The 26,281-nt window shown below is 61.4% G+C and carries 19 protein-coding genes, 1 pseudogene and 1 riboswitch; of the genes and pseudogenes, 6 read left to right on the top strand and 14 right to left on the bottom strand.

Going from position 1 to position 26,281, the window contains the following annotated elements:
• Window positions 1-22 precede the first annotated feature (22 nt).
• The 4 genes from betA to ACFC20_RS14320 form a co-directional block, all read right to left on the bottom strand.
• Entirely contained in the window at window positions 23-1,708 is a 1,686-nt protein-coding gene (gene betA / locus ACFC20_RS14335; protein WP_375193607.1) for a choline dehydrogenase, read from the bottom strand.
• Window positions 1,709-1,735: 27 nt separating this feature from the next.
• Complete coding sequence (gene betB / locus ACFC20_RS14330) at window positions 1,736-3,205, bottom strand: betaine-aldehyde dehydrogenase (RefSeq protein WP_375193606.1); 1,470 nt, start codon at window positions 3,203-3,205, stop codon at window positions 1,736-1,738.
• Window positions 3,206-3,266: 61 nt separating this feature from the next.
• A complete protein-coding gene (gene betI, locus ACFC20_RS14325) occupies window positions 3,267-3,872 on the bottom strand; it encodes a transcriptional regulator BetI (RefSeq protein ID WP_375193605.1) in 606 nt (201 codons plus the stop codon).
• A gap of 204 nt (window positions 3,873-4,076) precedes the next feature.
• Window positions 4,077-4,289 carry an acetyltransferase gene (locus ACFC20_RS14320; RefSeq protein WP_375193604.1) on the bottom strand — a complete coding sequence of 71 codons (213 nt, stop codon included), beginning with the start codon at window positions 4,287-4,289 and terminating at the stop codon, window positions 4,077-4,079.
• Between the two features lie 176 nt (window positions 4,290-4,465).
• Between ACFC20_RS14320 and ACFC20_RS14315 the strand changes: the two genes are divergently transcribed.
• Window positions 4,466-5,149 carry a DUF4396 domain-containing protein gene (locus tag ACFC20_RS14315; protein WP_375193603.1) on the top strand — a complete coding sequence of 228 codons (684 nt, stop codon included), beginning with the start codon at window positions 4,466-4,468 and terminating at the stop codon, window positions 5,147-5,149.
• Between the two features lie 40 nt (window positions 5,150-5,189).
• On the opposite strand, the gene ACFC20_RS14310 is transcribed toward ACFC20_RS14315, so the two are convergent.
• From ACFC20_RS14310 to ACFC20_RS14295, 4 genes are all read right to left on the bottom strand, one after another.
• On the bottom strand, window positions 5,190-6,467 hold the full coding sequence (locus tag ACFC20_RS14310; protein WP_375193602.1) for an ABC transporter substrate-binding protein: 1,278 nt from the start codon (window positions 6,465-6,467) through the stop codon (window positions 5,190-5,192).
• Between the two features lie 79 nt (window positions 6,468-6,546).
• Window positions 6,547-7,338, bottom strand: coding sequence for a substrate-binding periplasmic protein (locus ACFC20_RS14305; protein WP_375193601.1), 792 nt, complete (start codon window positions 7,336-7,338; stop codon window positions 6,547-6,549).
• Between the two features lie 170 nt (window positions 7,339-7,508).
• Window positions 7,509-8,567, bottom strand: coding sequence for a ribonucleotide-diphosphate reductase subunit beta (locus ACFC20_RS14300; protein WP_375193600.1), 1,059 nt, complete (start codon window positions 8,565-8,567; stop codon window positions 7,509-7,511).
• A gap of 214 nt (window positions 8,568-8,781) precedes the next feature.
• Window positions 8,782-11,559, bottom strand: coding sequence for a ribonucleoside-diphosphate reductase subunit alpha (locus tag ACFC20_RS14295; RefSeq protein WP_375193599.1), 2,778 nt, complete (start codon window positions 11,557-11,559; stop codon window positions 8,782-8,784).
• Between the two features lie 109 nt (window positions 11,560-11,668).
• Window positions 11,669-11,848, bottom strand: a riboswitch (cobalamin riboswitch).
• A 126-nt stretch (window positions 11,849-11,974) separates the two neighbouring features.
• Here ACFC20_RS14295 and ACFC20_RS14290 point away from each other — a divergent pair.
• Window positions 11,975-12,700: a DUF3047 domain-containing protein gene (locus ACFC20_RS14290; RefSeq protein WP_375193598.1), complete on the top strand. Its 726-nt coding sequence runs from the start codon at window positions 11,975-11,977 to the stop codon at window positions 12,698-12,700.
• A gap of 6 nt (window positions 12,701-12,706) precedes the next feature.
• On the opposite strand, the gene ACFC20_RS14285 is transcribed toward ACFC20_RS14290, so the two are convergent.
• Together ACFC20_RS14285 and nhaB are read right to left on the bottom strand one after the other, a co-directional pair.
• Window positions 12,707-13,558: a substrate-binding periplasmic protein gene (locus tag ACFC20_RS14285; RefSeq protein WP_375193597.1), complete on the bottom strand. Its 852-nt coding sequence runs from the start codon at window positions 13,556-13,558 to the stop codon at window positions 12,707-12,709.
• A 91-nt stretch (window positions 13,559-13,649) separates the two neighbouring features.
• Window positions 13,650-15,155 (bottom strand): sodium/proton antiporter NhaB, encoded by a 1,506-nt coding sequence (gene nhaB / locus ACFC20_RS14280; RefSeq protein ID WP_375183366.1) that lies wholly within the window; start codon window positions 15,153-15,155, stop codon window positions 13,650-13,652.
• A gap of 398 nt (window positions 15,156-15,553) precedes the next feature.
• Between nhaB and ACFC20_RS14275 the strand changes: the two genes are divergently transcribed.
• The 4 genes from ACFC20_RS14275 (at window position 15,554) to ACFC20_RS14260 (ending at window position 22,033) form a co-directional block, all read left to right on the top strand.
• Complete coding sequence (locus ACFC20_RS14275) at window positions 15,554-17,629, top strand: TonB-dependent siderophore receptor (RefSeq protein ID WP_375193596.1); 2,076 nt, start codon at window positions 15,554-15,556, stop codon at window positions 17,627-17,629.
• Window positions 17,630-17,655: 26 nt separating this feature from the next.
• Window positions 17,656-18,573: a helix-turn-helix domain-containing protein gene (locus ACFC20_RS14270; RefSeq protein ID WP_375193595.1), complete on the top strand. Its 918-nt coding sequence runs from the start codon at window positions 17,656-17,658 to the stop codon at window positions 18,571-18,573.
• A gap of 72 nt (window positions 18,574-18,645) precedes the next feature.
• Window positions 18,646-20,787 carry a TonB-dependent siderophore receptor gene (locus ACFC20_RS14265; RefSeq protein ID WP_375193594.1) on the top strand — a complete coding sequence of 714 codons (2,142 nt, stop codon included), beginning with the start codon at window positions 18,646-18,648 and terminating at the stop codon, window positions 20,785-20,787.
• Between the two features lie 55 nt (window positions 20,788-20,842).
• Complete coding sequence (locus ACFC20_RS14260; RefSeq protein ID WP_375193593.1) at window positions 20,843-22,033, top strand: MFS transporter; 1,191 nt, start codon at window positions 20,843-20,845, stop codon at window positions 22,031-22,033.
• A gap of 25 nt (window positions 22,034-22,058) precedes the next feature.
• On the opposite strand, the gene glmS is transcribed toward ACFC20_RS14260, so the two are convergent.
• From glmS to ACFC20_RS14240, 4 genes and pseudogenes are all read right to left on the bottom strand, one after another.
• On the bottom strand, window positions 22,059-23,891 hold the full coding sequence (glmS, locus tag ACFC20_RS14255; RefSeq protein WP_375193592.1) for a glutamine--fructose-6-phosphate transaminase (isomerizing): 1,833 nt from the start codon (window positions 23,889-23,891) through the stop codon (window positions 22,059-22,061).
• A gap of 29 nt (window positions 23,892-23,920) precedes the next feature.
• Window positions 23,921-25,285 (bottom strand): bifunctional UDP-N-acetylglucosamine diphosphorylase/glucosamine-1-phosphate N-acetyltransferase GlmU, encoded by a 1,365-nt coding sequence (glmU, locus tag ACFC20_RS14250; RefSeq protein ID WP_375193591.1) that lies wholly within the window; start codon window positions 25,283-25,285, stop codon window positions 23,921-23,923.
• Between the two features lie 149 nt (window positions 25,286-25,434).
• Window positions 25,435-25,857, bottom strand: coding sequence for a F0F1 ATP synthase subunit epsilon (locus ACFC20_RS14245; protein ID WP_008172596.1), 423 nt, complete (start codon window positions 25,855-25,857; stop codon window positions 25,435-25,437).
• A 47-nt stretch (window positions 25,858-25,904) separates the two neighbouring features.
• A pseudogene (locus ACFC20_RS14240) lies at window positions 25,905-26,281 on the bottom strand (F0F1 ATP synthase subunit beta); the annotation flags it as partial.

Genomic DNA, 26,281 nt, shown 5'->3' with positions numbered 1-26,281 from the left:
GCCCAGGCGGGATGGCCACGCGCTAGGCGAGCGCGCGCTTTGGCTGTCCCGGTCGCTGGCGTGCCTGCCACTGGTCGTCCATCACCACAGGTTTGCCAGAAGGTTGCAGGGGCTCCCTGCCCCGGATCAGATCGGCCGCCCGCTCGGCCACCATGATGGTAGGCGCGTTCAGGTTGCCGTTGGGTATGGTCGGGAAGATGGACGAATCCACCACCCGAAGATTCTGGATGCCGTGTACCCGGGTATCCGGGCCCACCACCGCCCGCTCGTCCGTACCCATCTTGCAGGAGCAGGAGGGGTGATAGGCGCTCTCCACCGCCTGGCGCACGAAGGCATCGATTTCCTCATCGCTCTGAACCTCGGCACCGGGCTGGATTTCCGCGCCCCGGTACTCGTCCATGGCCGGCTGGCTGATGATTTCCCGGGTCAGGCGCACGCAATCCCGGAAGCCCTCGCGATCGGCTTCGTGTTCCAGGTAGTTGAAGCGGATGCGCGGTGCCTGCCTGGGATCGGCGGACTGCACATGCACGAAGCCACGGCTTTTCGGCTTGTTGTGGCCGATGTGCAGTTGGAAGCCATCGCCATCGAAGGCCTCCTTGCCGTCGTAGCGCATGGCCGCGGGCAGGAAATGGTATTGCAGGTCGGGCCACTCGACGCCTGCCTTGGAACGGATAAAGCCGCAGGACTCGAAGTGGTTGGTGGCGCCCAGGCCATCCTTGCGCAGGATCCAGCGCACGCCGATCTTGAGCTTGTTCCACCAGTCCAGCTTGCCGTTGAGCGACACCGGTTGCTTGCAGCGGAACTGGAAGTAGAACTCCAGGTGGTCCTGCAGGTTCTCGCCGACGCCGGGCAACTCGTGCTGCACCTCAATACCGGCCTGCTCCAGCACCTCGCGCTTGCCGATACCGGAGAGCTGCAACAGGTGGGGTGAGCCGATGGAGCCGGCCGAGAGAATCACCTCCCGGCTGGCCCGCACCTCATGCACCTTGCCACCCTGCTCGTAACGTACGCCGGTGGCGGTTTTATCCTCCAGCAAGACCTTGTGCACCAGGGCGTGGGTGACCACGGTCAGGTTCGGACGGTCCATGGCCGGGCGCAGATAGGCGTTGGCGGTGGACCAGCGCCGGCCATTCTTCACCGTCATGTGCATGGCGCCGAAGCCTTCCTGCCGGGCACCGTTGTAATCGTCGGTTTCCAGATATCCAGCATCTACCCCTGCCCGTATAAAGGCCTTGTACAGCGGGTTGCGCATGTTGTTGCCGTTGTTGACGCCCAGCGGCCCGCTATCGCCCCGGTAGTCGTCGCCGCCAAAGGCCCATTGCTCGGCTTTTTTGAAATAGGGCAGCACGTTCTGGTAATCCCAACCGGCGGCACCCTCGGTTTCCCATTCGTCAAAATCCCGGGCGTGGCCGCGCACATACACCATGCCGTTGATGGACGAAGAGCCCCCCAGCACCTTGCCCCGGGGGCAGTGCATGCGGCGGTTGTCCAGGTACGGCTCAGGCTCGGTCTCGAACTGCCAGGCGTACTTTTTGGTGTTCATGGGAATGGACAGGGCGGTGGGCATCTGGATGAAGATGCTCTTGTCGCTGCCGCCGGTTTCCAGCAGCAGCACCCGCTTGTCGCCATCCTCGGTGAGGCGGTTGGCCAGCACACAGCCGGCCGAGCCCGCACCCACAATGATGTAGTCGTAGTGGTTTTCTGTCATACGCACGCTCCTCGGTGGCCTCTGGGATTAAAACGGGGCGTCCAGATCCTGCATTCCGATGTAAACGGATTTGAGCTGGGTGTAATGAGCGATGGTCTCGCGCCCGTTTTCCCGGCCAATGCCGGAGAGTTTGTAGCCGCCCACCGGCATTTCCGCCGGCGAAGCGCCGTAGCTGTTGATCCAGCAGATGCCGGCCTGAATCTGGTGAATCACCCGGTGCGCCCGGCGGATGTCGTTGGTGAACACGCCGGCGGCCAGGCCGGTGTCGGTGTTGTTGGCCCGGGCGATCACCTCGTCTTCATCACGGAAGGTGAGCACGGACATCACCGGACCGAAGATTTCTTCCTTCACGATGGTCATGTCGTCGGTGCAGTCGGTGAAGATGGTCGGCTCCACAAAGAAGCCGCCTTTCGAATCGTCCGGCTCGAACGCCCGGCCGCCGTAGCTCAGGGTGGCGCCCTCGGCCAGACCTTTGGCGATGTAATCCAGCACCAGCTGCTGGTGCTTTTTCGAGATTAGCGCACCGAAGTTGGTGGCCGGGTTCATCGGGTCACCGGCCTGGATGTTGTTGCGGGTGCGCTCCAGCAGGCGTTCGATAAAGCGCGGGTACAGGTCCTCATGCACGAACACCCGGGTGCCGTTGGTGCAGATCTCGCCCTGGGTGTAGAAGTTGCCCACCATGGCCGCGGAGATGGCGTTCTCCAGGTCGGCGTCGTCAAAGATGATCAGCGGGGACTTGCCGCCCAGCTCCATGGTCACGTCTTTCAGGGACGACGCGGCCGCGGCCATCACCTTCTTCCCGGTGGCCACCTCACCGGTGAAGGACACCTTGGCGATGTCCGGGTGATGGGTCAGCCACTGGCCCACCTTGGCCGCGCCCTGCACCACGTTGAACACGCCCGCCGGCACGCCCGCCTCGATGAAAATTTCCGCCAGCTTCACCGCGCCCATGGGGGTTTCCTCGGACGGCTTGAAGATCATGGCGTTGCCGCAGGCCAGGGCCGGCGCGGATTTCCAGCAGGCGATCTGGATCGGGTAGTTCCAGGCACCGATGCCGGCGCAGATGCCCAGCGGCTCCCGGCGGGTGTAGTAGAAATCCCCACCCAGATCCTGCTGGTTGCCCTCGATGGACGGCGCCAGGCCGGCGAAGAACTCGATGGCGTCGGCACCGGTAACCACGTCCACCGCTTCCGCCTCCTGCCAGGGTTTGCCGGTGTCGCGCACTTCCACGGCGGCCAGCTCATCGTTGCGCTCCCTCAACAGGCCCACAGCCTTGAGCAAAATCCGGCTACGGTCGATGGCCGTCATCGCGGACCATTCGGCAAAGCCGGCGCGAGCGCTTTCGATGGCCGCCTGCTGCACGGCGTCGTCCGCGATTTCCACTTCGTAGATCACCTGGCCGGTGGCCGGATTCACCACCGGGAAGGTTTCTCCGGTGCTGTTGGCCAGGAACCGGCCATGGACAAAGTTCTGAACAACGGGAACGGATGCAGACATAGTCAGTGCTTACCTCGATTCGATGTCTTCGGGCCTTGTGGGCCGCTGAATTCGTGCGTGCTCAGGCGGTGACCCGAGCGTGTGTGCCGGTGATGGTCTCGTGGACAAACTGTTTGCACAGCCGCTCGCCGGCTTCGAAGCTTTCCGCCGGGTCCAGACTCAGGGCGCTGCGCAGCCAGAAGCCATCAATCATGGCGGCGGTCTGGCGGGCGGCCTCGGTGGCGGCTTCGGGCGCGAGCACCTGGGCGAAGGAATAGCGCAGATTGCTATACAGCCGGGCGTTGTTGATCTGCTGCAGTCGCTTCAGCCCGGGCTCATGCATGGAGCGGGCCCAGAAACTGAGCCAGGTTTTCGCCGCCAGCGCCGAGCGCTGGAACTCGGAAAAATTCGACTCGATGATGCAGTTCAGCCGCTGCTCGGGCGAACCGTCGGTTTTCGCCATGCGCTCCCGAAGCTCCTTGCCCAGCTGGTCCAGCAGGTACCTCAACGCCGCCTCGATCAGCCCCTGCTTGCCTCCGAAGTAATGGCTGATGATGCCGGACGACAGCCCCGCCCGCTTGCTGATGCTCACGATGGTGGTGTTCTGCATGCCCAGCTCGGCGATCGAGGCCATGGTGGCGTCAATCAGTTGCTGCCGGCGGGTGTCTTTCATTCCTACTTTCGGCATGGCGATGTCGTTTCCTGATGACCGCTTCGATCGTCGAAGTCTTGTTCGCTCTTTCCGGAGACATTCGGTCGATCTTTTTTAATTGAACGTTCAATTAATAAAAAGCTTACAGAAGCGTGATGGGAAATTCAAATCGGTACAGAAAATGAACAGGGCCGGGCCCGTCGGGAACGGGCCACAGCGATTCAACCGACGCCGCAGCGCTCAGCCATGGCGGCGATAGTCAGGATCGGTCCAGCACCGGGGCAGAGACTCGCCGGAGGGAAAGGCCAGTTCCGATTTGGCAAAGGGCTCAGGGTCCTGGGCCTCCTCACCATAGTGCAGGCTGCCGCGAATTTCGGGCATGTGGGGGTCAAACAACGCCTGGGTGTCCAGCACCTCGATCAGGTGTCCGGTTGCTTTCTCAGCGACAAACATAGGAACCTCCGAAAGCGGGAAAATACTCCTTTAAACGTAGCAGAGGCTCGGACTTACAGACAGGTCGGAGGCAACCTCACGCCGGGTCGGCAACAGGCGCGGGGTTGAAAAACCGAAACTCCTTCTTAACGACTAGGGTTATAAGCTCATTTTCCAGCGACAGGAGGGTCCCGATCGTGAGCCTCGAGTACATCCAGAATCTGATCGACACCTGGACCGGTCTTGGCATCTGGCTGGCCCTGGTGGCTGCCAGCGTTGCCTGGGTCATCCACGATCTTCGGACCCGCAACAGCCACATTGCCTCCATGATGCAATGGGTGTGGGGCCTGACCGTGCTCTACTCCGGGCCCATCGGTCTCGCTATCTACCGCTTTTCGGGGCGCAAACAGATTCCCACCGACAGCCTTGCGCGCAAGGGTTTTCGTTCCGTTGCGCACTGTTACTCGGGCTGTGGTATCGGTGAGATTCTGGGTGTGATCATTTCCGTTGGCCTGTTTGCCATGGGCAACTTCTGGGCCGCGATTATCACCTTCAGTCTGGCCTACATCTTTGGCTTTGCCCTCAACATCGGGCCGATGATGCAGAATGGCATGCCTTTCAAGGAAGCCTTCAAGGGCGCTTTTGTGGCCGAGACCATCAGCATCGTGGTCATGGAGTCTGTGGCGATCACCACCGACCTCTACCTGGGCGGCAAGTCCACCATGGGCGACGCCCTGTTCTGGTCCTCGCTGTATGTATCCCTCTCACTGGGTCTGTTCGCGGCCTGGCCTGCCAACCTGCTGCTGATCAAATACGGCCTCAAGGGTGGCATGGGCGATCCGCGGGATGAAGACGCGGCCGCGCACGCGCACTGCCACTGACCCCGGACCCGAGTGCGGTCGCCGCCAACCCCGGCGGCGGTCACTCTGCAACCAATGGCTCCTCTGCGGGCGACCCGAACACCGTCGCACGCAGGCGTTCAAGGCGCGATAAGGCACGGTCCACGTCCATGTCACCGGCCATGAAATCCACGAAGACCTCCATGGCCGGATTGGACAGTGTGCGCGGGGTGTTGCGATCAAAAAACTGTGAGTAGCCATCAGCGCCTGCCAGCACCTTGCCGCCCTGCTCATCGATCGAATCCTGATAGCCGGTCACGTTGAGGTTGGGTGCCGTTGTACCCAGGCGGTGATTAAACCAGGCCTGGGTCTCTGGTTCGCCCATGTAGGCCAGCAAGGTTTCCGCGCCCTCCGGGTTATCGGCACCGGCAGGTATGAAGAACATATCGGTGGGCGCGTTTTCATAAACGCCGAGGTTGCTCTGGAGCAGGGGAAATCGCACCACACCGATATTGTCCAGCACCGAATCCGGAAACTGGGGTTTCACAAAACCACCCATCAGCATCATGCCGGCGTGGCCCCGGTACAGGAACGGCAGGGCATTGCGCCAGGACATTCCGGCATGGCCCTGCAGGAAAAAATCGCCCTTTACCAGCTGCTGCCAGTGTTCGAACACGGCCCGAACCCGGTCGTCGTCAAAGGGCACTTCGCCGCGCATCAGGCGCTCATGGAAGGCCAGACCATTGAGACGCAGATTCAGGTAGTCAAACCAGGCGGCGGCCGTCCAGCCAGCCTTGGTACCAACCGCCACCGGCGTAATACCCTCGGCTTTCAGGCGCTTGCCCGCTTCCAGCAATGCGTCCCAGGTCGCAGGCGGGTTCAGGCCAAGACGCTGGAACAGGGCCTTGTTGTAGTAAAGCCCCCAGTGATAATAGGCAATCGGCACGCCCATGGGTTGTCCGGCAAAGCTGACTACCCTGCGAATACCTTCCGGGAACGCCGTGTCCCAGTTCTGCGCCTGCCAAAGGTCACCGACCGGCCGGATCAGCCCCTTGCTGTAGAAATCGTTCATCAGGTGCCCGGCAAACCAGAACATCACGTCCGGGGCCTGGCTGCCGCCCGTGAGCCAGCCTTCAATGTTGGCCTTGTAGTCCTCCTGTTCGTATTCACGGTGGCGTACGTCCAGGTGAGGATGCTGCGCCTCGAATGTTCGGAGCAGCTCCATGTATACCTGCCGCTGCTCGCCACCGGACACCATCAGCACCACATCGAGCGGCTCACGCACGGTTTTGGCAATGGCCAGGACAGGCAGGGTCAGGATGATTATCAACAGGGCCGCGGTACATCGACCTACAGGCATCCGCCGGACTCCTCTCACAACGGGTCAGTCGCTTGATAAGTGTAGCGTGGTAATCCGGAGGTGACGAACCCGGCTGACCTTATCGATAGCGTTCAATCAGCTGGTTCCGCTGCAACACGAATTCCGGGGTCTGCATCACCTCATCCACCTGTTGGATCACCTGCGCCGCGGAGCGGGCGTTCCGCGACACGCCGATGTGAAACGGGATCAGGGCATTGGGAATAAAATCCACCTTGCGAACTTTCAGACGGTCCCCATAGCCGAGTTTTCGGGCGATGAATCTCGCGTCTTCGGCGGGCTGCACAAAAAAATCACCGGCTTTCCGCAACATGAGAAGGTGCATCATGGTCTCAAGGTCGCGGCCTGGCACCCGCTCCAGATAGGCTGGAAGATTCTCGTCTTCCCATTTCGAACCCTTTTCAACAATCACCTTGAGATCGGCGAGATCGGCAAAACCAGAAGCGGATTCAATCAGTTGGGCGTTGGGATTGTCGGCCGAGTACACCAGATGGCCGAAGTCCTGTGTAAAGAGGGGCTTCTCGGAAAAAATGGCGTAGTCCTGTCGCTCCCCCGACGGATAGGTGAGGAACCCATCGGCAAGGCCCCGTCGGACATTGTGCTGAGCCCTGGACCAGGGCATCACCGTACTGTTAACGGAGTAATCTGGCGTAAAACTGAACGCCAGTTGCACCAACTCGGGAAACAGCCCCGCTGCCCGGTTGTCCAGCGAGTAACTGTAGGGTGGTGCATTTTCGGCAAACGCAAACGTCAGCCTGTCGTCGCCCGTCGAAACACCCGGCGACGCAAGGAGCACAACCAGGAACGCAAGACGCAGGGTTGCGGCGATTGCACTTGAAAGTCGTTTGTTCACCTGGTTTACCTCTGGAGAGCTCTCGGCCTGTCACGCGAACGATGGCGCGCCCATGGACAATATCGAAAAGCCGGGCAATCCCAAAGCCACTTCTACCAAACCCATACGCCCTCTGGCCCCGGATGGTTCAGGCCGGTCGAGGGCGCACGGCACCAACGCTTATCGATAATCTACCATTCCAGCTGCGCCCCGGTCTGGTATTCAATCACCCGGGTTTCAAAGAAGTTCTTCTCCTTGCGCAGGGTGGCCTGCTCGTCGAGCCAGGGAGAGACGTTTTTTGCCCCCGGGAACGGCTCCTCAAGCCCGACGGTGCGCGCCCGGCGGTTGGCCACAAAGCGGAACTGCTCGCTGTGATACTCGGCAGAGTAGCCCAGGATGGGGTCCCGCAGGATGTAGTTGGCGTAGGCGGTTTCGGCGGCCTCGGATTCGTCCCACATCTCGCGCACCGCTTTAGGGTCAAAGGTGATGTTTTCTTCCTCGACGATCTGGTTCACCACTTTCAGGCCAAAGGAGAAATGCATGGCTTCGTCCCGCAGGATGTACTGGAGCTGCTCGCCGGTACCGCGCATCAGGCCCCGGCGCTGCAGGGCGAAGATGGGGCTGAAACCGTTGTAGAACCAGGTGCCCTCGAACACGGCGGCAAAAAACAGGTAGCTCATGATGAACTCCTGCAGGTCGTCGCGGTTGCGCAGGTTCATGTCCGGGCGCATGGCGGCGTCCAGGCGGCGGTTGGCGATCTGGATCTTGCCGTTGATGGCCGGCACCACGCGGTAGCGGTTGTAGATTTCGCTCTGGTCCAGGTTGAGAGTCTCGATGCAGTGCTGGTAGGCCCAGGTGTGCATGGCTTCCTCGTACACCTGGCGGGCCTGATAGATCTGCAGTTCCGGGGCGCTCATTTTCTCCATCACCGCCAGGCCGATGTTGCGCATGGCGAGGATGTCCGAGGTGGTGAGGTAGGCCAGGACGTTCTCGTAGACGTGCTTTTCCGCCGGGGTCAGCCGGTGGTGGTAGTCGGAAACGTCCTGAGCCATGTTCACGTCCAGGGGGGTCCAGTGGTTCTTGTTGGCGTTCATGAAGTACTCCCAGGCCCAGGGGTACTTGAACGGGGCCAGCTGGTTGATGTCGGTCTCGCCGTTGATCACGCGCTTGTCGTCGACATTGACGGGGGCCGGGCCATTCGGGTTGGCGGCCTTGGTTTGGGTTTTTGGTTCGTCGTCCCAATCGAGCATGTTTTTTACCTCCGAGTTCTTTGTCTCCCAGCCTACTGGGCTTGGGGGCGGAACCTGTCTGGTACACCCTCCCGAAAAATGCCCGTGAATACATCTCTGTAGGGCTTGGCTGTGGCCATCCATGGCCACAGACATTTTCTGGAGGGTGTACCAGCCAGGTTCTCAGGCTTGGCAGTTGTAGTCGTATGTGCCCGTTGCAGGTCGGATTAACGCCCTACTGACAGGCCTCGCAGTCCGGGTTGTCGATGCTGCATACCTGTGGCTGCGGTGCCGCCACCGGGGTGGTTTTTTCTGCGCCGGTGGCGCCCAGGGAGCGCAGGTAGTAGGTGGTTTTCAGGCCGCGTTCCCAGGCGAGCTGGTACAGGGCGTCCAGTTTTTTGCCGCTGGGTTCGGCCATGTAGAGGTTGAGGCTCTGGGCCTGGTCGAGCCATTTCTGGCGGCGGGCCGCGGCTTCCACCAGCCAACGGGCGTCGATCTCGAAGGCGGTGGCGTATCTCGCCTTGAGTTCGGCCGGGATGCGGTCGATTTGCTGCACGCTGCCGTCGAAGTATTTGAGGTCGTTGACCATCACGTTATCCCACAGGCCTTCGGCCTTGAGGTCGCGGACCAGGGACGGGTTGACCACGGTGAACTCGCCGGAGAGGTTCGATTTGACGAACAGGTTCTGGTAGGCAGGCTCAATGGACTGGGACACGCCCACGATGTTGGAGATGGTGGCCGTGGGCGCGATGGCCATGACGTTGCTGTTACGCATGCCGTTTTTGGCGATGAGCTCGCGCACCGGGGTCCAGTCCAGGCGGACGTTGGTGTTCACCGAGAGGTCGCCGTCGCGGCGGGCTTCTTTCAGCAGGTTGATGGAGTCAATCGGCAGGATGCCCTGCTGCCAGAGGGAGCCTTCGTAGCTTTCGTAGGCGCCGCGCTCGCCGGCCAGATTGGCGGAAGCGCGCAGGGCAAAGTAGCTGAGCTGTTCCATGGCCACGTCGGCGAACTCCACCGCTTCCGGGCTGGAGTATGGCAGGCCCAGCTGGTAGAGGGCGTCCTGGAAGCCCATCAGGCCGAGGCCGACCGGGCGGTGTTTATGGTTGGAGTTCTTCGCCTGGGGCACGGCGTAGTAGTTGATGTCGATGACGTTATCGAGCATGCGCACGGCGGTGTTAACGGTTCGTTCCAGGCGCTGGACGTCCAGCTCGCCGTCCTTGATGTGGGCGGCCAGGTTTACCGAACCGAGGTTGCACACGGCAATTTCGTCGGCGCTGGTGTTGAGGGTGATCTCGGTGCACAGGTTGGAGCTGTGCACGACGCCCCGGTGCTGCTGCGGCGAGCGAAGGTTGCAGGGGTCCTTGAAGGTGATCCAGGGGTGGCCGGTTTCAAACAGCACGGTGAGCATCTTGCGCCAGAGCTGTTTGGCGGAGATTTTCCGGAACAGCTTGATCTGGCCCTGTTCGGCCAGCGCTTCGTAGTGCTCGTAGCGCTCGCGGAAGGCATTGCCGTAGAGGTCGTGCAGGTCCGGGACGTCACTCGGGGAGAACAGGGTCCACTCCCGGTCTTCGCGCATGCGCTCGATCAGCAGGTCCGGCACCCAGTTGGCGGTGTTCATGTCGTGGGTTCGGCGGCGCTCGTCGCCGGTGTTCTTGCGCAGCTCCAGGAATTCCTCGATGTCCAGGTGCCAGCTTTCCAGGTAAGCGCACACGGCGCCCTTGCGCTTGCCTCCCTGATTCACCGCCACGGCGGTGTCGTTGACCACTTTCAGGAACGGCACCACGCCCTGGCTCTGGCCGTTGGTGCCCTTGATGTGGGAGCCCAGGGCACGGACTGGCGTCCAGTCGTTGCCCAGGCCGCCGGCCCATTTGCTCAGCAGGGCGTTGTCCTTGATGGCGCCGTAGATGCCTTCCAGATCGTCCTGCACGGTGGTGAGGTAGCAGGAGGAGAGTTGGGAATGACGGGTGCCGCTGTTGAACAGGGTGGGCGTGCTGGCCATGTAGTCAAACGAGGACAGCAGGTTGTAGAACTCGATGGCCCGCTGGTTCGGGTCGTCCTCGCGCAGCGCCAGGCCCATGGCCACACGCATGAAGAACACCTGGGGCAGTTCCAGGCGGGCCTTGTTCCAGTGCAGGAAGTAGCGGTCGTACAGAGTCTGCAGGCCAAGGAAGCCGAACTGCAGGTCGCGCTCGGGCTTGAGGGCCTCACCGAGGCGCTCGAGATCAAAGCCGACCAGGGCTTCGTCCAGCAGTTCGTGGCGAATGCCGGCGTGGATAAAGGCGGTCAACGCCTGAGGGTATACCTCCGCCAGGGACTGGTTGCGCGGCAGTTGCAGGGCTTCGCCAGTTTCCAGGCGCAGCTGTTCCAGCAGCAGGCGGGCGGTCACGGCGCTGTAGTCCGGCTCCCGCTCGATGCGGCCCCGGGCGGTCATGATCAGGGCCGAGAGCACTTCGGTTTCTTCAATGCCGTCGTAGAGGTTGCGCAGGGCGTCGTCCACCAGGGACTCACCGTCGATGCCTTCCAGCCCGGCGGCGGCCTGCTCCACCTGCAGTTTCATCAGACCCAGGTCCAGGGGCGCGATGGTGCCGTCGGCCTTTTTCACGGTCAGGTGCGGGTGGGCTTCCACCGGCTCATCGATGGCCCGCTGGCGGGCGTGTTCTTCCCGGTACAGCACGTAGGCGCGGGCCACTTTCTGTTCCTCGGCGCGCATCAGCGCCAGTTCCACCTGGTCCTGGATGTCTTCGATATGCACCTTGCCACCGGCTTTCAGGCGCCGGCTGATGGCCTGCACCACCTGGTCGGTGACCAGTTTGACGGCGTGGTTGATCCGGGCGGAACCGGCGGCCTGGTCGCCTTCCACGGCCAGGAAGGCCTTGGTGACGGCCACGGTGATCTTGGAGGCATCAAAGCCCACCAGGGTGCCGTTGCGTTTGATCACCTGCAGGGCCTGGGTGGAGGTGTTCGATTTGGACTGGGATTCGGGCTGGGCTTCGGCCAGAGCGGAGGCGGACATGGTTGTTCTCCTGAATACGCGTTGAGTTCCTTTCACCTTCGCGTACGCAGGGGCACACCTCGCCATGGGCATGGCTGGGCGACACCGGTCTGCTCACCTTGAAACGCGAAGGTGCAGTTATCTCCCTGGCAGGTCTTCGGACTCAGGGGCGTGAATCGTTGGATTCGGCCTCGCTCGGCGACTTCCCGGTACCAACCAGTGTCGTAATGCCGTGCTTGTTCCCCAATACCGCTGCGCGTCAGTTCCGGAGTCTCACCGGATTCCCGATACCAGAATGCGTTGATTACGAAGTAATCACAATATCTGGTATTTGACCAAGGATACGAACACTATATACAGGTCACCCTTCAACAACAAGGCACTTTTCGGTAAAACCCCTGTCTGCACCGTTAACTTTCAGACTCGAGAGAACACCATGGTCCGGAACCTTTACCCGGTATGGGCGGCGCTGCTGCTCGCCGGACTCTTCAGCCCCAACCTCGCCCAGGCTCAGGACGCTACTTTGAAGCCCTTCTCGGCCATAAACTCGATTACCGACGGCTGGGAACCCCTGAATTTCCCGAATATCGAGCAGCACACCCGCTATGAGCTGGTCACCGACGACGGCCAGCAGGTGGTCAAGGCCACCACCGATGGCAGCGCATCCGGTCTGATTGCCCGGGTCAGCGTCGAGCCGGGTGATTCGCTGATTCTTAAGTGGCGCTGGAAGGTTTCCAACGTTTTCGAGAAAGGCAACGCCCGCAGCAAATCCGGGGACGACTACCCGGCCCGGATTTACGTGGCGTTCGAGTTCCAACCGGAAAAGGCTGGCTTTTTCGAGCGGGCAAAGCGCAAGACCGTGGAAGTGCTGTTCGGTGAGTCCCTGCCCGGCAATGCCCTGAACTACATCTGGGCCAACACCCTGCCGGAGGGCACCTTCATCGCCAACGCCTACACCGACAAGACCATGATGGTGGCGGTCAATTCCGGCAGGGAACGGGTCGGTGACTGGGTAACGGTGGAACGAGACATTGTAGCCGACTATCGGCAGGCGTTTGGCGAGGCGCCGCCGCCCATTGTGGGGGTGGCCATCATGTCGGATTCAGACAACACGGGCGAACAGGCCACCGCCTGGTATGGCGATGTCCGGCTGGCACCCTGATCACAGTCACTGGAGTTGCTCCGGGTAGCCGGGAATGACGTAGGCGCCGGTCAGGTCCCGAACCGGGGGCACTTCGCCCCTTTCCACCAGACGCAGATAGGCGTCATCGAACTCATCCCGCATCAGTGCCGCCCGGGGATGGGCCAGCGAGAAAATCCAGGCGAGATCCCGGGTGCGCACTTCCGATTCCCGGAGCATGTCATCGGATCCCGGAACCAGTACCTGTCGTACAGGCTGGCGATAATCCAGAAGGTAATCCCCCCGCCTGCGCTTGAGCATATCCACGGCCGATCGGTGGTTGGGCGCCTCGGTGATGCGAATGTCCGGGTGGGCGTCCAGCCAGTCCAGCAGCCCCGCGTAGGTATAGCCGCCAATAACGATGACCCGTTTGCCGCGCAATTCATCCAGATGGCTCAGCGGTGGCGAACCTTCCAGGTACCAGGCGCTCAGATGGACGGGCGCCGGACTTATCCAGCTCTCCAGAACATTGCCCTGCAATCTTGGTACGTCGGTGACCCCGGGCCACACGTCAATCAGGCCGTTGGTCAGATACAGGTACACGCGGCTCACCGGCAGGTAGATGAATTCGGGCTGATAGCCGGCCTCAACCGCTACTTTGCGGGTCAGCTCGATAAAGCTGCCGGCCGGCTGGCCGTTGCTGGCCTGATAGGTAATCGGGGGAAACTCAAGGTACGCCACCCGCAGGATCGGGGCCGCCGCCCCCGGTTCGGAATCTGATTGGGCGAAAGCGCCCCACGCCGCGAACATCAAAAGGCACAGGCCGGCGAGCCGAGCGATGAACACACGCCCGTTCGCCAGCCTCCTGAACTCGGGAACGTCGAAACAACAGCTGTACATGGAGTCCGTTTATCCGCTTTTATTTAAGGGAAGATTAACAGACACCCGCAGATCTGCACTGACCCAGGCCGCAAAAAATCCGGCCGGGATGTCAAATGTGGTTAACCACCATGTACAGGCCCACGCCGCCCATCACCAGGGTGTAGGGAAACGCCATGATAACCATCTTGCCGTAAGACAGCCGAACCAGCGGCGCGATTGCCGAGGTCAGCAGGAACAGGAACGCCGCCTGGCCGTTGGGCGTGGCCACACTGGGCAGGTTGGTACCGGTGTTGATCGCCACCGCCAGCTCCTGGAAATGCTCGTAGCTGATGGCGCCGGCTTCCAGTGCCTGCTTGACCTCACTGATGTACACAGTCGCTACGAACACGTTATCGCTGATCATCGAGAGCACGCCGTTGGCGATGAAGAACATGCCCGGTTGTTGGGCTTCTGGCAGCGACAGCACGTAATCGATGATCGGCTTGAACAGGTGCTGTTCGTGGATCACCGCCACCACCGCGAAGAACACGACCAACAGGGAGGTGAACGGCAGCGATTCCTGGAAGGCCTTGCCAATCTGGTGCTCGTCGGTAACGCCGGTAAAGGAGGTAATCAGGATGATCACCAACAGGCCGATCAGCCCTACCTCCGCCAGGTGCAGGGCCAGGCCCACCACCAGGATGGCGGCGGCAACCGCCTGCACCCAGAGTGCGGCCTGGTCAGCTTTGGTGCGTTTGGCACGCTCGTTTTCAGCAAACTCCTCCAGCACCCGGCGCACCGGCTTGGGCAGCCGACCGCCGTAACCAAACCAGCGCAGCTTCTCCAGGGCCCAGCAGGTAACCAGCCCCGCCGCCAGCACCGGCAGGCTTACCGGCGCCATATGCAGGAAGAACCCGGCAAAGTCCCAGCCCACGACCTTGGCAATCAGCAGGTTCTGGGGTTCGCCCACCATGGTGGCAACGCCACCCAGGGCAGTGCCGATGGCGCCGTGCATCAGTAGACTGCGCAGAAAAGCCCGGAAGTTTTCCAGGTCTTCCCGGTGCAGCTCGATCACTTCGTCATCGCTGCCAGCGTTGTGGTCCTTGTGCTGGTAGCCCTTGCCCGAGGCCACTTTGTGGTACACCGAGTAGAAACCCACCGCCACACTGATGATCACGGCGGTTACCGTCAGGGCATCCAGGAAGGCCGACAGCAGGGCCGCAGCACTGCAGAACAACAGCGACAGCGCCGACTTGGAGCGCACGCCCACCAGGATCTGGGTAAACGTCACCAGCAACAGTTCTTTCATGAAGTAGATGCCGGCAACCATGAACATCAGCAGCAGGATCACCGGAAAGTTGGTGAGTACCTCCAGGTAGACCGCATCCGGCGTTGTCAGCCCGATCAGCAACGCCTCCACCGCCAGCAGGCCACCCGGCAGCAACGGGTAGCACTTGAGTGCCATGGCCAGGGTGAAAATGAACTCGGCAATCAGGAGCCAGCCGGCGGTTCCGGGGCCCAGGGTCCACATCACGATAGGATTGGCAGCCAGAAACAGCAGGATGACCTGCTTGTACCAGACGGGCGCTTTACCAAGGAAATTGTGGGTGAAGCCGGAGAGAACGGTTGTGGGCATGGCGAACATCTTCTGAGAAAGCGGTTTGTTGGTATTGTGTGCCAGAGGCCCCGCATCTTCCTTGATATTTGCGTACCAGGGTATGGTTCAAAGGTACAAACTCCCAACCGCTTTTGGTCTTAATAGCAAAAAGAAAAGGGAACAGGTCTGGCCACCAGCATTATTTTCGTAATATTACTTAATTAACACCCCAGGGGCGACCGCATTCTAACCGATTTCCCGCCACATTCGGTGTTTTCATGAATATTTAACCGGCAGGGCCGGGTGTCCGTGCAGTTCACCGGATTCATGTTAATGATATTGGTTTGCATTACGATTTCTTAAAGAATAAGATTCGGCGAATTTCGGTGAGTTCTTCACCGCCCGACCAACATCCGTGATGCAAAGGTGCTCTCCCTATGTCTGCCGCTTTCTTACCCACTCCCCTGGCACACGCCATCCGACTTACCCTGAGCCTGGGTATTGTTGCCACGTCGATGCCCGCCCTGGCGCAGGATGACTCGCCAGAAAGTCTGGACGCCCTGGTGGTCTCTGCCACGGCGCTCAAAGTGGAGGCGCCGCTGGTGGAAACCCCGCGGCCCGCGTCGGTGGTCGAGGAGGAAGAACTCAGGGAGCGCAACGTGCAGTCCCTGGATGAAACCTTCCAGTATCGGGCCGGCGTGCTGTCGGGCCACTACGGTGACGATAACGACACCGACTGGCTCAAGATCCGGGGCTTTGACCAGGCCACCTATCAGGACGGCCTGCGCATCTACCGCGAGGGCTTTTACCAGTGGCTGCCGGAGACCTATGGCCTGGAACGGGTCGAACTGCTCAAGGGTCCGGCCTCCATCCTGTACGGTGAGGCACCTCCGGGCGGCGTGATCAACGCCATCAGCAAACGCCCGACCAAGGAGGCTCAGGGCGAGGTGCTGGTGCAGGCGGGTACCGACAAGCACCGCCAGCTTGGCGTCGACACCTCCGGACCGGTCGCCGGAAGTGATAACGTCCGCTACCGGCTTGTGGGCCTGTATCGCGATGGCGAAGGCGACCTGGACTTCACCGAGAACGAGCGCTACTACCTGGCACCCAGCCTGGCGTGGGATATCACGGACCAGACCAGCCTAACGCTCCTGGCCAGCTTCCAGAAGGACGACGCCGTTCCCACCAATCCGTTCAAACTGGCCTACGGCACCGTTCAGGGCACGCCGTTTGGCAAGGTGGATCCGTCCACCAACTACAGTGAGCCCGGCTACGACACCAATGAGCGCACCCAGTCTTCCCTGGGCTATGCCCTGAGCCACCAGATCAACGATGTCTGGCGGTTCGAGCAGGATTTCCGGTACAGCGAGCTGGATCTGCTGTTGCGCAGCAGCTACATCTTTTTCCAGACCGGTCCGCGGGAAGGCCAGCGCTACCTGACCTACCGGGACGGCAAGATCGACAGCTGGACGGTCGATAACCGCGTGGTGGGCAACTGGTACACGGATCGCACCGAGCACACCTTCCTGGCGGGAGTCGATTACCAGGATCTGAATAACAAGGGTCAACAGAACGGTGTCGGCGGCTTTTCAATGTTCGGAAGCCCCATTGATCTGTTCGATCCGCAGTACGGTAATTTCACACCAATCACGCCCGCCGATCTGGTCGTTACCGAAATCGACAAGCAGCAGACCGGCTACTACCTCCAGCATCAGCTGCGCCTGGACGACCGCTGGGTGTTCCTGGCCGGCGCACGCTACGACCAGGCGAAGGTGGACAACATCAACCGCGACGCCAACACCCGTCAGGAGGCGGACGATGATCAGCTGTCGCTGTCGGGTGGCGTGATGTACCTGGCCGAAAACGGCGTCTCCCCCTATGTGTCCTACACTGAATCCTTCCAGCCCATTGCCGGCACCGACGGCAACGGCAATCTCTACGAGCCGCGCACTGGCGAGCAGATCGAGCTGGGTGTGAAGATTGCGCCCCGCAACCTGGACGGTTACGTAACCGCCGCGGTCTACCGGATTGAAGAGGAGAATTCCCTGGGCACCAGCCAGGGTGGCTTCCAGATCCAGGATCGCGAGCGCACCACTGAAGGCTTCGAGCTGGAGAGTGTCAGCTACCTCACCGAGCAGCTCGAGCTGACCGCCGCCTACACCTACAACAGCGCCAAGGTTCGCGACCAGGCCACCGCCGGCAGCGAACGCCAGGCCCCGCTGATTCCCCGCCACCAGGCGTCGGCGTGGCTGGACTACAGCTTCACCGAACTGGCCCCGGGCCTCAAGGTAGGCGCCGGCGCTCGCTTCGTCGGCGAAACCAAAGACGGCAGTACGGAAGTGCCTTCCTACACCGTGTTCGACATGATGGCCCAGTACGCTCTCGCGCCCCAGTGGCAGGCCCAGTTGAACGTGAGCAACCTGGCCGATCGCGAGTACGTGGCGAGCTGCGATTACTGGTGCTACTACGGCGCAGAGCGCAGTGTGGTGGCCAGCCTGCGCTATCGCTGGTAATGGGCGAACCACTTCCGGAACCTGACGTGACGACGGCAAGCCGACAGGCCCACCTGGGTCGGATCGATCAGGTTCTGAGGCACATCCACCTGAACCTGGACAAGCCGCTGGCCGTGGCCAGCCTCGCCCGGATTGGCGGCTGGTCCCGCTGGCAGTTCAACCGCGTGTTCTCGGATGAAACCGGACAGTCCGTCGGACAGTATGTCCGGGAACTGCGGCTGAGCCTGGCGGCGGAACTGCTTCTGTTCACCGACCAGCGCATCATCGATATTGGCCTGGCCTGCGGTTTCAGCTCGGACATCAGCTTTACCCGCAGCTTCAAACAGCATTTCGGGTGTCCACCTGCCCGGTACCGCCGGCGAGGACTCCCCTGCCTGCTCACCACTCCCCTCTGCCTCGACCCGGCCATGTTGCCGGATGCCGCACTCAGGGCACGGGTGCCCGCCATCCGGCTGGATTCGAAACCCGCGTTTTCGGTGGCCGGTCGTTCCGACAGAGTCCGGGGGCTGTTCTCGCCCAGTCCCGATTTTGGTATCAAGGTCCCCGCCCTCTGGGCTGAACTGTCAGACCGCGAGATGCTGCCCGATGACCGGCCCAGGTTCGGCGTTCTCGATCTGTCCCGGGGGCCGGATTCCGAATTCCGCTATCTGGCCGGCTTCGGGACAGACAGCGGCGGCACCGGCACGGATCTGGAGGTCCTGGAGGTACCGGCCCAGAACTATGTGGTTATCTCTTTCCAGGGTCCGATCCGGTCGCTGTCGGAGATCCTCAAGTGGTTCTTCAAGGCCTGGCTGCCCCACGCTGGCTGCAACGCCGTTTACGGCTACGATCTGGAGGTCTACCCGCCCGGCTTTGACGCGGAGGCGCCGGAAGTGACCATGGAATACTGGATCCCGGTTACCCTGAATGAGCCATTCATTGCCCGCCATGCACCAATCGGTTAAGTCCTGTTTCGCCAGATAAATATAATGGGAATGATTCGCAATTAATAATTCCCACGCCAGACAGGACTCAACATGCCTTCACACCTGCTCAAACCGTCTTTACTTGCTGTTGCTGTAGGCCTCGCCAGCAGCCCGCTGGTTTTCGCCCAATCCGATGAACCCATGGTGCTGGACACCATGACGGTGTACGGGGAAACCTACAGGAACACCGCCACCAAGACTGCGCTGGAGCCTGGCGAAACACCCCAGAGCATCTCGGTACTGGATCAGCAGGCCCTGGAAATGCGCGATGCGGACTCAGTGGCCACTGCCCTCCGTTACGTGCCCGGGGTGAACACGGAATTGCGCGGCGGCGCCGTCGGCCGACTGGACCTGTTCAGCATCCGTGGCTTTATCAATTACCAGAATTACTACGATGGCCTGCAACTGCTCTACAACGACTGGAACCTGCAGCCCCAGATTGATCTGAAAGCGGTGGAGCAGGTTGAGGTATTCCGGGGCCCCACCTCCACCCTCTACGGAGCCATGCCCCCCGGGGGCATGGTCAACCTGATCGGCAAGGAACCGGCCACCGGGAGTTTCAACAAGATCGAGCTGGCCGGCGGCTCCCGCAATCTGGCCGAGGCGTCCATTGAAAGCCGTGGCCAACTGGGCGATTCCAACCTGTCGTACAGCCTGGTAGGTCTCACCCGGACCCGCGATGGCCAGGCCGAGACATCCGAGGAAGAGCGCCACATGATCGCGCCCTCCTTGGATTGGCAGGTGAGCGAGGACACACTCATCAACGTCAACCTCTATTACCAGAAAGACCCGGCCATGGGTATCTACACCACCCTGCCCGCCTCCGGCCTGTTCCTGCCCAACCCCAACGGCGAGCTGCCGAAAGATGCCTTCTCCGGCGACGCCAACTGGAACGAATTTGATAAAGAGGTGCTGCTGGCCGGCTACAAGGTCAACCACAACATCAACGACAGCTGGAACTTCCTGCAGAACTTTCGCTATACCGATGCGGAAGCTTTCCAGACCAACACCTATGGCGCCGGACTGGCAGCGGACGGCCGGACATTGTCCCGGCAAGCCTACCTCACCGACGAAGCCACCATCGGCTTCACGATCGACAACCAGTTTTCCGGGCGGTTCCAGACCGGCATGGCCCGGCACAACCTGCTGTTGGGCGTGGACTACCTGAGCCTGGACTCCGATGTGATCTATGAAGACACCTCGTTCGGCAGCGGCGCCCCGGCCATCGATCTCTACGACCCCGACTACTACCAGATCTCACGCAGCACCATCGACATTACCGATACCGCCTACTCCTCCGATTTCACCATCCGCAAAAAGCAGCTGGGCCTCTATCTGCAGGATCAGATCGAACTCGGGCGGTTTGTGGTGATCGGCGGTGTTCGCTGGGACGACTTCACCGGTGAAGAGCAGGGTCAGCAATACGGAGCCTCGATTGACCGCAAGCTGGAGCAGGACAACCTCTCCACACGGGCGGGCCTGATGTACCAGGCGGCAAGTGGAATCTCACCCTATCTGAATTACGCCGAGAGCTTCGAGCCTCAGACCGGCAGTGATCGTAACGGCAACGAGTTCGACCCTTCTACCGGCGAGCAATGGGAGCTGGGCGCGAAGTACCAGTCATCGGATCGACGCACCTCCATTAACCTGGCGCTTTACCAGATTACCAAGGAAAACGTTCCCACCCGCGATCCCAACGGTGGCCCCTACGACAAGATACAGGCCGGTGAAGTCCGGTCCCGTGGGGTCGAGCTTGAAGCCCGGGCCCAGCCGCTCGACAGTCTGTTGATGACACTGAGCTACACTGTCCAGGATGTCGAGGTGACCAGGGACAACACCGGACTGGAAGGACAGACACCGGTCTGGGTGCCCGAACAATTGCTGTCGGTCTGGGCGGACTACGGCTTCTACCAGGGCCCGCTGGATGGTCTGGTGGCCGGTATTGGCGCCCGCTACATTGGTGAGGCGGAGTACAACGCCGCCACCAACGAGGGCAAGGTACCCGACGCCACCCTGGTAGATATTGCCCTGCGCTACAACCTGGGACGGGTGTCCAGCAGCCTCCGCGGCACAGAGCTGGGCCTGTCTGTGAATAACCTGACCGACGAGCGCTACTACAGCTGTTTCGACAGCTCCAATTGCTGGTTTGGCGAGGAAAGAACGGTCGAAGCATCCGTTTCCTACACGTTCTGAGCCTCAGAAAGGCCCTGACATGAATGGCATCACGACCCTGGAAGCGGACTGACCGATGTTATCTCCTGCCGATCCTTCGCAGGCCTCCCGGCTGCCCCGGAGCATCTGGGTTCTGGGGTTCGTCAGCCTGCTGATGGATGTGTCCTCGGAAATCATCCACAGCCTGCTGCCCATCTATCTGGTTTCAGTACTGGGGGCCAGCGCACTGGCTGTCGGGTTGATTGAGGGCGCCGCCAACGCTACGGCGCCCATGATCAAGGTGTTTTCCGGCGCCCTCAGTGATTACCTGGGCAAGCGCAAGGGGCTTGCGATTCTGGGCTATGGCCTGAGCGCGCTCTCCAAACCAGTGTTCGCCCTCGCCTCAGGCCTTGGCTGGATTGTCACGGCGAGGATCGTGGACCGGGTGGGCAAGGGCATCCGTGGTGCCCCACGGGACGCACTGATAGCGGACCTGGCCCCGCCCGACCTGCGCGGGGCAGCCTACGGCCTGCGCCAATCCCTGGACGTGGCCGGCGCGGTGGCCGGGCCGCTGCTGGCCATCGCTCTGATGCTGCTCTGGCAAAACGACTTCCAGGCGGTGTTCTGGGCAGCGGTGATCCCGGCGGTGCTGACCGTAGAGCTGCTCGTATTCGGAGTTCGTGAACCCGCCAGGACGGCGCCGGGGCAACGGACCAATCCGATCCAGCGCGCCAACCTCAAACGACTGAACCGGGCGTTCTGGAGCATCGTCGCCATCGGTGCCCTGTTCACCCTGGCCCGGTTCAGCGAGGCCTTCATTCTGCTGCGCGCAGAGGCTCTGAACCTGGCACCGGCCTGGCTGCCACTGGTGGTGGTCGCGCTCAATCTGGCGTTTTCCCTCTCGGCGTACCCCTTTGGCAAGCTCTCCGATCGGGTCCCTGCCCATTCCCTGCTGATCATTGGGCTGGTGCCGCTGATACTCGCTGACGCCCTGCTGGCTACGGCCAACCACTGGGCCTGGACCCTCGCGGCCGCCCTTGCCTGGGGCCTGCACATGGGAATCACCCAGGGGCTGTTTGCCAAACTGGTGGCCGACACCGCACCAGAGGCCCTGCGCGGGACCGCCTTTGGCGTATTCAATCTGGTGACCGGCGTTACCCTGTTCCTGGCCAACGCCCTGGCCGGGCTGCTCTGGGTCTGGGGCGGGGCGGCCCTGACCTTCCAGGCAGGTGCCGCCGTTGGTGTGGTGGTGATGGTGTTGCTCTGGGTCCGGCGGGGGCGGGATTGAAGGACCGCCCCCGAGGCCCGGAACCCTATTCGACCGTTACACTTTTCGCCAGATTGCGGGGCTGATCCACGTCCGTGCCCTTGAGCACCGCAACGTGGTAGGACAGCAACTGCAGCGGCACGGTGTAGACAATGGGCGCCGTGACCGGATGCACCGAAGGAATCTGCATCACGTGGATGCCCTCCTCCGGCTTCACGTCGGCTTTCTTGTCAGCGAACACGAACAGCTGGCCGCCCCGGGCACGCACTTCTTCCAGGTTGGATTTGAGTTTCTCCACCAGGTCGTTGTTGGGCGCCACGGTGACCACCGGCATCTCGCTGTCCACCAGGGCCAGCGGGCCATGCTTGAGTTCGCCGGCCGGGTAAGCCTCGGCATGGATGTAGGAGATTTCCTTGAGCTTGAGCGCCCCTTCCAGGGCCACCGGGAACTGGGAGCCCCGGCCAAGGAACAGACTGTGGTTCTTGTCCATGAACGCCTTGGACATCTCTGAGATCTCGCCGTCCAGGGCCAGCACATCGCTGACCTGGCCCGGCAGCAGATGGATGGCTTCCACGATCTCTTTTTCCTTTTCCTCTGACAGGCCGTTATGGCGGGCCAGGGCCAGGGTAAAGATCAGCAGCGCGGTAAGCTGGGTGGTGAAGGCCTTGGTGGAAGCCACGCCAATCTCGGGACCGGCCTGGGTCATGATGACCAGGTCCGACTCCCGCACCAGGGAACTGCCCGGCACGTTACAGATGGCCAGTGCGGCCCGGAAGCCGGCTTTCTTGGCCTGGCGCAGGGCCGCCAGGGTGTCGGCGGTTTCGCCGGACTGGGAGATGCACAGGAACAGGGTGTCCTGCTGGATTACGTGCTTGCGGTAACGGAACTCCGAGGCCACCTCCACGGAACAGGGCACGCCGGCCAGCTCCTCAATCCAGTAACGGGCCACCATACCGGCATGGTAACTGGTGCCGCAGGCGATAATCTGCACGTGGCGCACGTTTTCGAGGAGGTTCGCCGCCTCGGTGCCCAGTGCCTGCTCGAGCACCCGGGTCCTGGTCACCCGGCCTTCCATGGTGGCCTTGACCACCTTGGGCTGCTCGTAGATTTCCTTGAGCATGTAATGGCGGTACTCGCCCTTGTCGGCGGAGTCGGCACCGTGCTCGAAGCGGGTGACTTCGCGCTCCACTGTTTTGCCATCCCGGTCCAGGATCGACACACCATCACGCCGGATATCGGCGATGTCGCCTTCTTCCAGGAACATGAAGCGGTCGGTCACCGGCAGCAGCGCCAGCTGATCGGAGGCGATGAAGTTTTCGCCGATACCCACGCCGATGACCAGGGGGCTACCCTCGCGGCACACCACCAGATGGTCGGGCTCGTCGCCGTGCACCACGGCCAGGGCATAGGCCCCGCGAAGCCGGGCGATGGACGCCCGCACGGCCTGATGAAGATTACCAAGGCTGCGATAATTCTTTTCGATCAGGTGCGCCACCACCTCGGTGTCGGTCTGGGACGTGAACGTGAAGCCATCCGCCCGCAACTCGTCGCGCAGTTCCTGGTAGTTCTCGATAATGCCGTTGTGGACAATCGCCAGCCGATCGCCCGACATGTGCGGGTGGGCGTTGATCTGCGAGGGCTCGCCGTGGGTGGCCCAGCGGGTGTGGGCGATACCCAGGTGGCCCGGAAGGGGCCTGGCATCCATGGCGTCTGAGAGCGACGCGACCTTGCCCACTTCGCGGGCACGCTGGACACTGTGGTCGCTGGCAATCACCGCCATGCCGGCAGAGTCATAGCCCCGGTATTCCAGACGGCGCAAGCCCTCGAGAAGGATGCCCTGGACGTCCCGTTCCGAAACCGCTCCTACAATTCCACACATGCTGCTCTACCTGTCTGTTTTCGTCGTGATCAGTGTTTCTTCGGCTTTTCCCAGCCGGTGATGTTCCGCTGCCGGGCCCGGGCCACGGCCAGTTCGCTGTCCGCCACATCCCGGGTAATCGTGGAGCCGGCACCGATGGTGGCTTCTGCGGCAATGGTCACCGGCGCCACCAGCGCGGTGTTGGAGCCTACAAAGACGCCGTCGCCGAGTACCGTCTGGTACTTGTTTACCCCATCATAATTACAGGTGATGGTTCCTGCACCCACATTCACATTACGGCCCAGTGAGGCATCACCCACGTAACTGAGGTGATTGATCTTGCTGCCCTCGCCCACCACGGCTTTCTTGGTTTCCACAAAGTTGCCCACTTTGGTGTTGGCAGCCAGCTCGGTGCCCGGACGCAGGCGGGCAAACGGCCCGATCTGGGCATTGGCACCAACGCTGGCTCCTTCAATCACACTGTTGGCCTTGATCTCTGCCCCGTCGGCAATGGTAGCGTCCTTGATGACGCAGTTGGGACCAATGGAGACGTAACTGCCCAGGGCGACCTTGCCCTCGAACACCACGTTTACATCGATCCAGAGGTCATTGCCGATGGTGAGTTCGCCGCGCACATCCACGCGGGCCGGATCGGCCAGGGTCGCGCCTTCAGTCATCAGCCGGTCGGCCTGACGACGCTGGTACCAGCGCTCAAGCTCGGCCAGCTGCAACCGGTTGTTCACGCCCTGAACCTCGAACGGATTTTCCGGCTGGGACACCGCCACCCTCAGGCCCTGCGCCACCGCCATGGCGATGATGTCGGTGAGGTAGTATTCGCCCTGGGCGTTGCTGTTCGAGAGAGTTGGCAGCCAGGCTTTCAGATGCTTCGCCGAGACCGCGAGAATACCCGTATTCACCTCACGGATCTGCTGCTGCTCGGGGGTGGCGTCTTTCTGCTCGACGATTGACTGAACCGCGCCTTCGGCGTCACGCACGATGCGGCCATAGCCCTGGGGGTTGTCCAGGGTAACGGTGAGCAGGCCGAGGGTGGAATCATCCAGGGTACCCACCAGCCCTTCGAGGGTTTCATGACGCGTTAGCGGGACATCACCGTAGAGCACCAGCACCCGCGCCTCGTCCGGCAGATCCGGCAGCGCCTGGGCGACTGCATGGCCGGTACCCAGTTGCTCGCTCTGGGTTACCCAGTTCACCGAGTCGGCCCGGGTAGCTTCCCGTACCTTGTCTGCCCCATGGCCAATCACCGTATGAATCCTCTCGGCACCCAGTTGTTCGGCCGTGGCAATGACATGATGGAGCATCGACCGACCGGCAATCGGATGCAGTACCTTGGGCAGGGCGGACTTCATTCTGGACCCCTGGCCGGCGGCCAGAATGACAACGTGTAGCGGGCTCATGGCAACGTCAGGCTCCCGGAGTGTTTACTGTCAGCTTTCGAAAAATAAAAAAACCGCATCCTTTGAAGCCGGAAAGCCCAGGCAAACGCGTGGTCTTCCAGCCGCTCAGGATGCGGCTATGGTGTTCGGCAAACCCGAAACGACGATGCTTAACGCATCTTGTTACGCAGCTGCTGGATGGTACGAAGCTGGGCCACAGCCTCGGCCAGCTCTGCAGCGGCACGGGAGTACTCGAATTCACCGGTCTTGTTGGCAAGTGCTTTCTCGGCTTCTTTCTGTGCCTCGAGCGCTGCGGCTTCGTCCACATCCTTTGCACGAACCGCGGTGTCGGCCAACAAAGTCACCAGATTGGGCTGAACCTCCAGATACCCGCCGGACACGTAAAGAATTTCTTCCTCACCGCCCTGCTTGATAATCCGAATGGGGCCCGGCTTCAGCTGGGTCAGCAGGGGAGTGTGACCCGGGGCAATACCCAGGTCACCTTCCGAACCCGCCGCGATCAGCATTTCAACCAATCCGGAATAGATCTTTGTTTCGGCACTTACCACATCACAATGCACGGTCATACCCATGTCAGTTGCCTCTTTGATCGATCCGGAAACAAGGGCTCAAGCGCAAATTACTTCTTGGCCTTGGCCTTCATTTCCTTCGCTTTCTCGACCGCTTCCTCAATGGTACCAACCATGTAGAACGCCTGCTCGGGCAGTTCGTCATAGTCGCCATTCAGGATGCCCTTAAAGCTGCTGATGGTTTCCTTGAGGGAAACGTACTTACCGGGAGAGCCGGTGAATACTTCAGCAACGTGGAACGGCTGGGACAGAAAACGCTCGATCTTACGGGCACGGGCAACGGTCAGCTTGTCTTCTTCTGACAGTTCGTCCATACCCAGGATGGCGATGATGTCTTTCAGTTCCTTGTAGCGCTGCAGGTTGGTCTGCACGCCACGAGCCACTTCGTAGTGCTCCTGACCGATGATCAGCGGATCCAGCTGACGAG

Source organism: Marinobacter sp. (genome assembly GCF_041984545.1).
Classification (GTDB): Bacteria; Pseudomonadota; Gammaproteobacteria; order Pseudomonadales; family Oleiphilaceae; genus Marinobacter.
The sequence above is the reverse complement of the archived record's forward strand: the minus strand, read 5'-3'. Positions and strand labels throughout refer to the sequence as shown.

Excerpts from the sequence above, each read along its gene's own strand:
- glmS (WP_375193592.1), bottom strand. The coding sequence starts at position 23,891 with ATGTGTGGAATTGTAGGAGCGGTTTCGGAACGGGACGTCCAGGGCATC.
- ACFC20_RS14300 (WP_375193600.1), bottom strand. The coding sequence starts at position 8,567 with ATGCTCGATTGGGACGACGAACCAAAAACCCAAACCAAGGCCGCCAAC.
- ACFC20_RS14260 (WP_375193593.1), top strand. The coding sequence starts at position 20,843 with ATGTTATCTCCTGCCGATCCTTCGCAGGCCTCCCGGCTGCCCCGGAGC.
- betB (WP_375193606.1), bottom strand. The coding sequence starts at position 3,205 with ATGTCTGCATCCGTTCCCGTTGTTCAGAACTTTGTCCATGGCCGGTTC.
- ACFC20_RS14265 (WP_375193594.1), top strand. The coding sequence starts at position 18,646 with ATGCCTTCACACCTGCTCAAACCGTCTTTACTTGCTGTTGCTGTAGGC.
- ACFC20_RS14285 (WP_375193597.1), bottom strand. The coding sequence starts at position 13,558 with ATGTACAGCTGTTGTTTCGACGTTCCCGAGTTCAGGAGGCTGGCGAAC.
- ACFC20_RS14275 (WP_375193596.1), top strand. The coding sequence starts at position 15,554 with ATGTCTGCCGCTTTCTTACCCACTCCCCTGGCACACGCCATCCGACTT.
- glmU (WP_375193591.1), bottom strand. The coding sequence starts at position 25,285 with ATGAGCCCGCTACACGTTGTCATTCTGGCCGCCGGCCAGGGGTCCAGA.
- ACFC20_RS14320 (WP_375193604.1), bottom strand. The coding sequence starts at position 4,289 with ATGTTTGTCGCTGAGAAAGCAACCGGACACCTGATCGAGGTGCTGGAC.
- betA (WP_375193607.1), bottom strand. The coding sequence starts at position 1,708 with ATGACAGAAAACCACTACGACTACATCATTGTGGGTGCGGGCTCGGCC.
- ACFC20_RS14290 (WP_375193598.1), top strand. The coding sequence starts at position 11,975 with ATGGTCCGGAACCTTTACCCGGTATGGGCGGCGCTGCTGCTCGCCGGA.
- ACFC20_RS14310 (WP_375193602.1), bottom strand. The coding sequence starts at position 6,467 with ATGCCTGTAGGTCGATGTACCGCGGCCCTGTTGATAATCATCCTGACC.
- nhaB (WP_375183366.1), bottom strand. The coding sequence starts at position 15,155 with ATGCCCACAACCGTTCTCTCCGGCTTCACCCACAATTTCCTTGGTAAA.
- betI (WP_375193605.1), bottom strand. The coding sequence starts at position 3,872 with ATGCCGAAAGTAGGAATGAAAGACACCCGCCGGCAGCAACTGATTGAC.
- ACFC20_RS14245 (WP_008172596.1), bottom strand. The coding sequence starts at position 25,857 with ATGGGTATGACCGTGCATTGTGATGTGGTAAGTGCCGAAACAAAGATC.
- ACFC20_RS14295 (WP_375193599.1), bottom strand. The coding sequence starts at position 11,559 with ATGTCCGCCTCCGCTCTGGCCGAAGCCCAGCCCGAATCCCAGTCCAAA.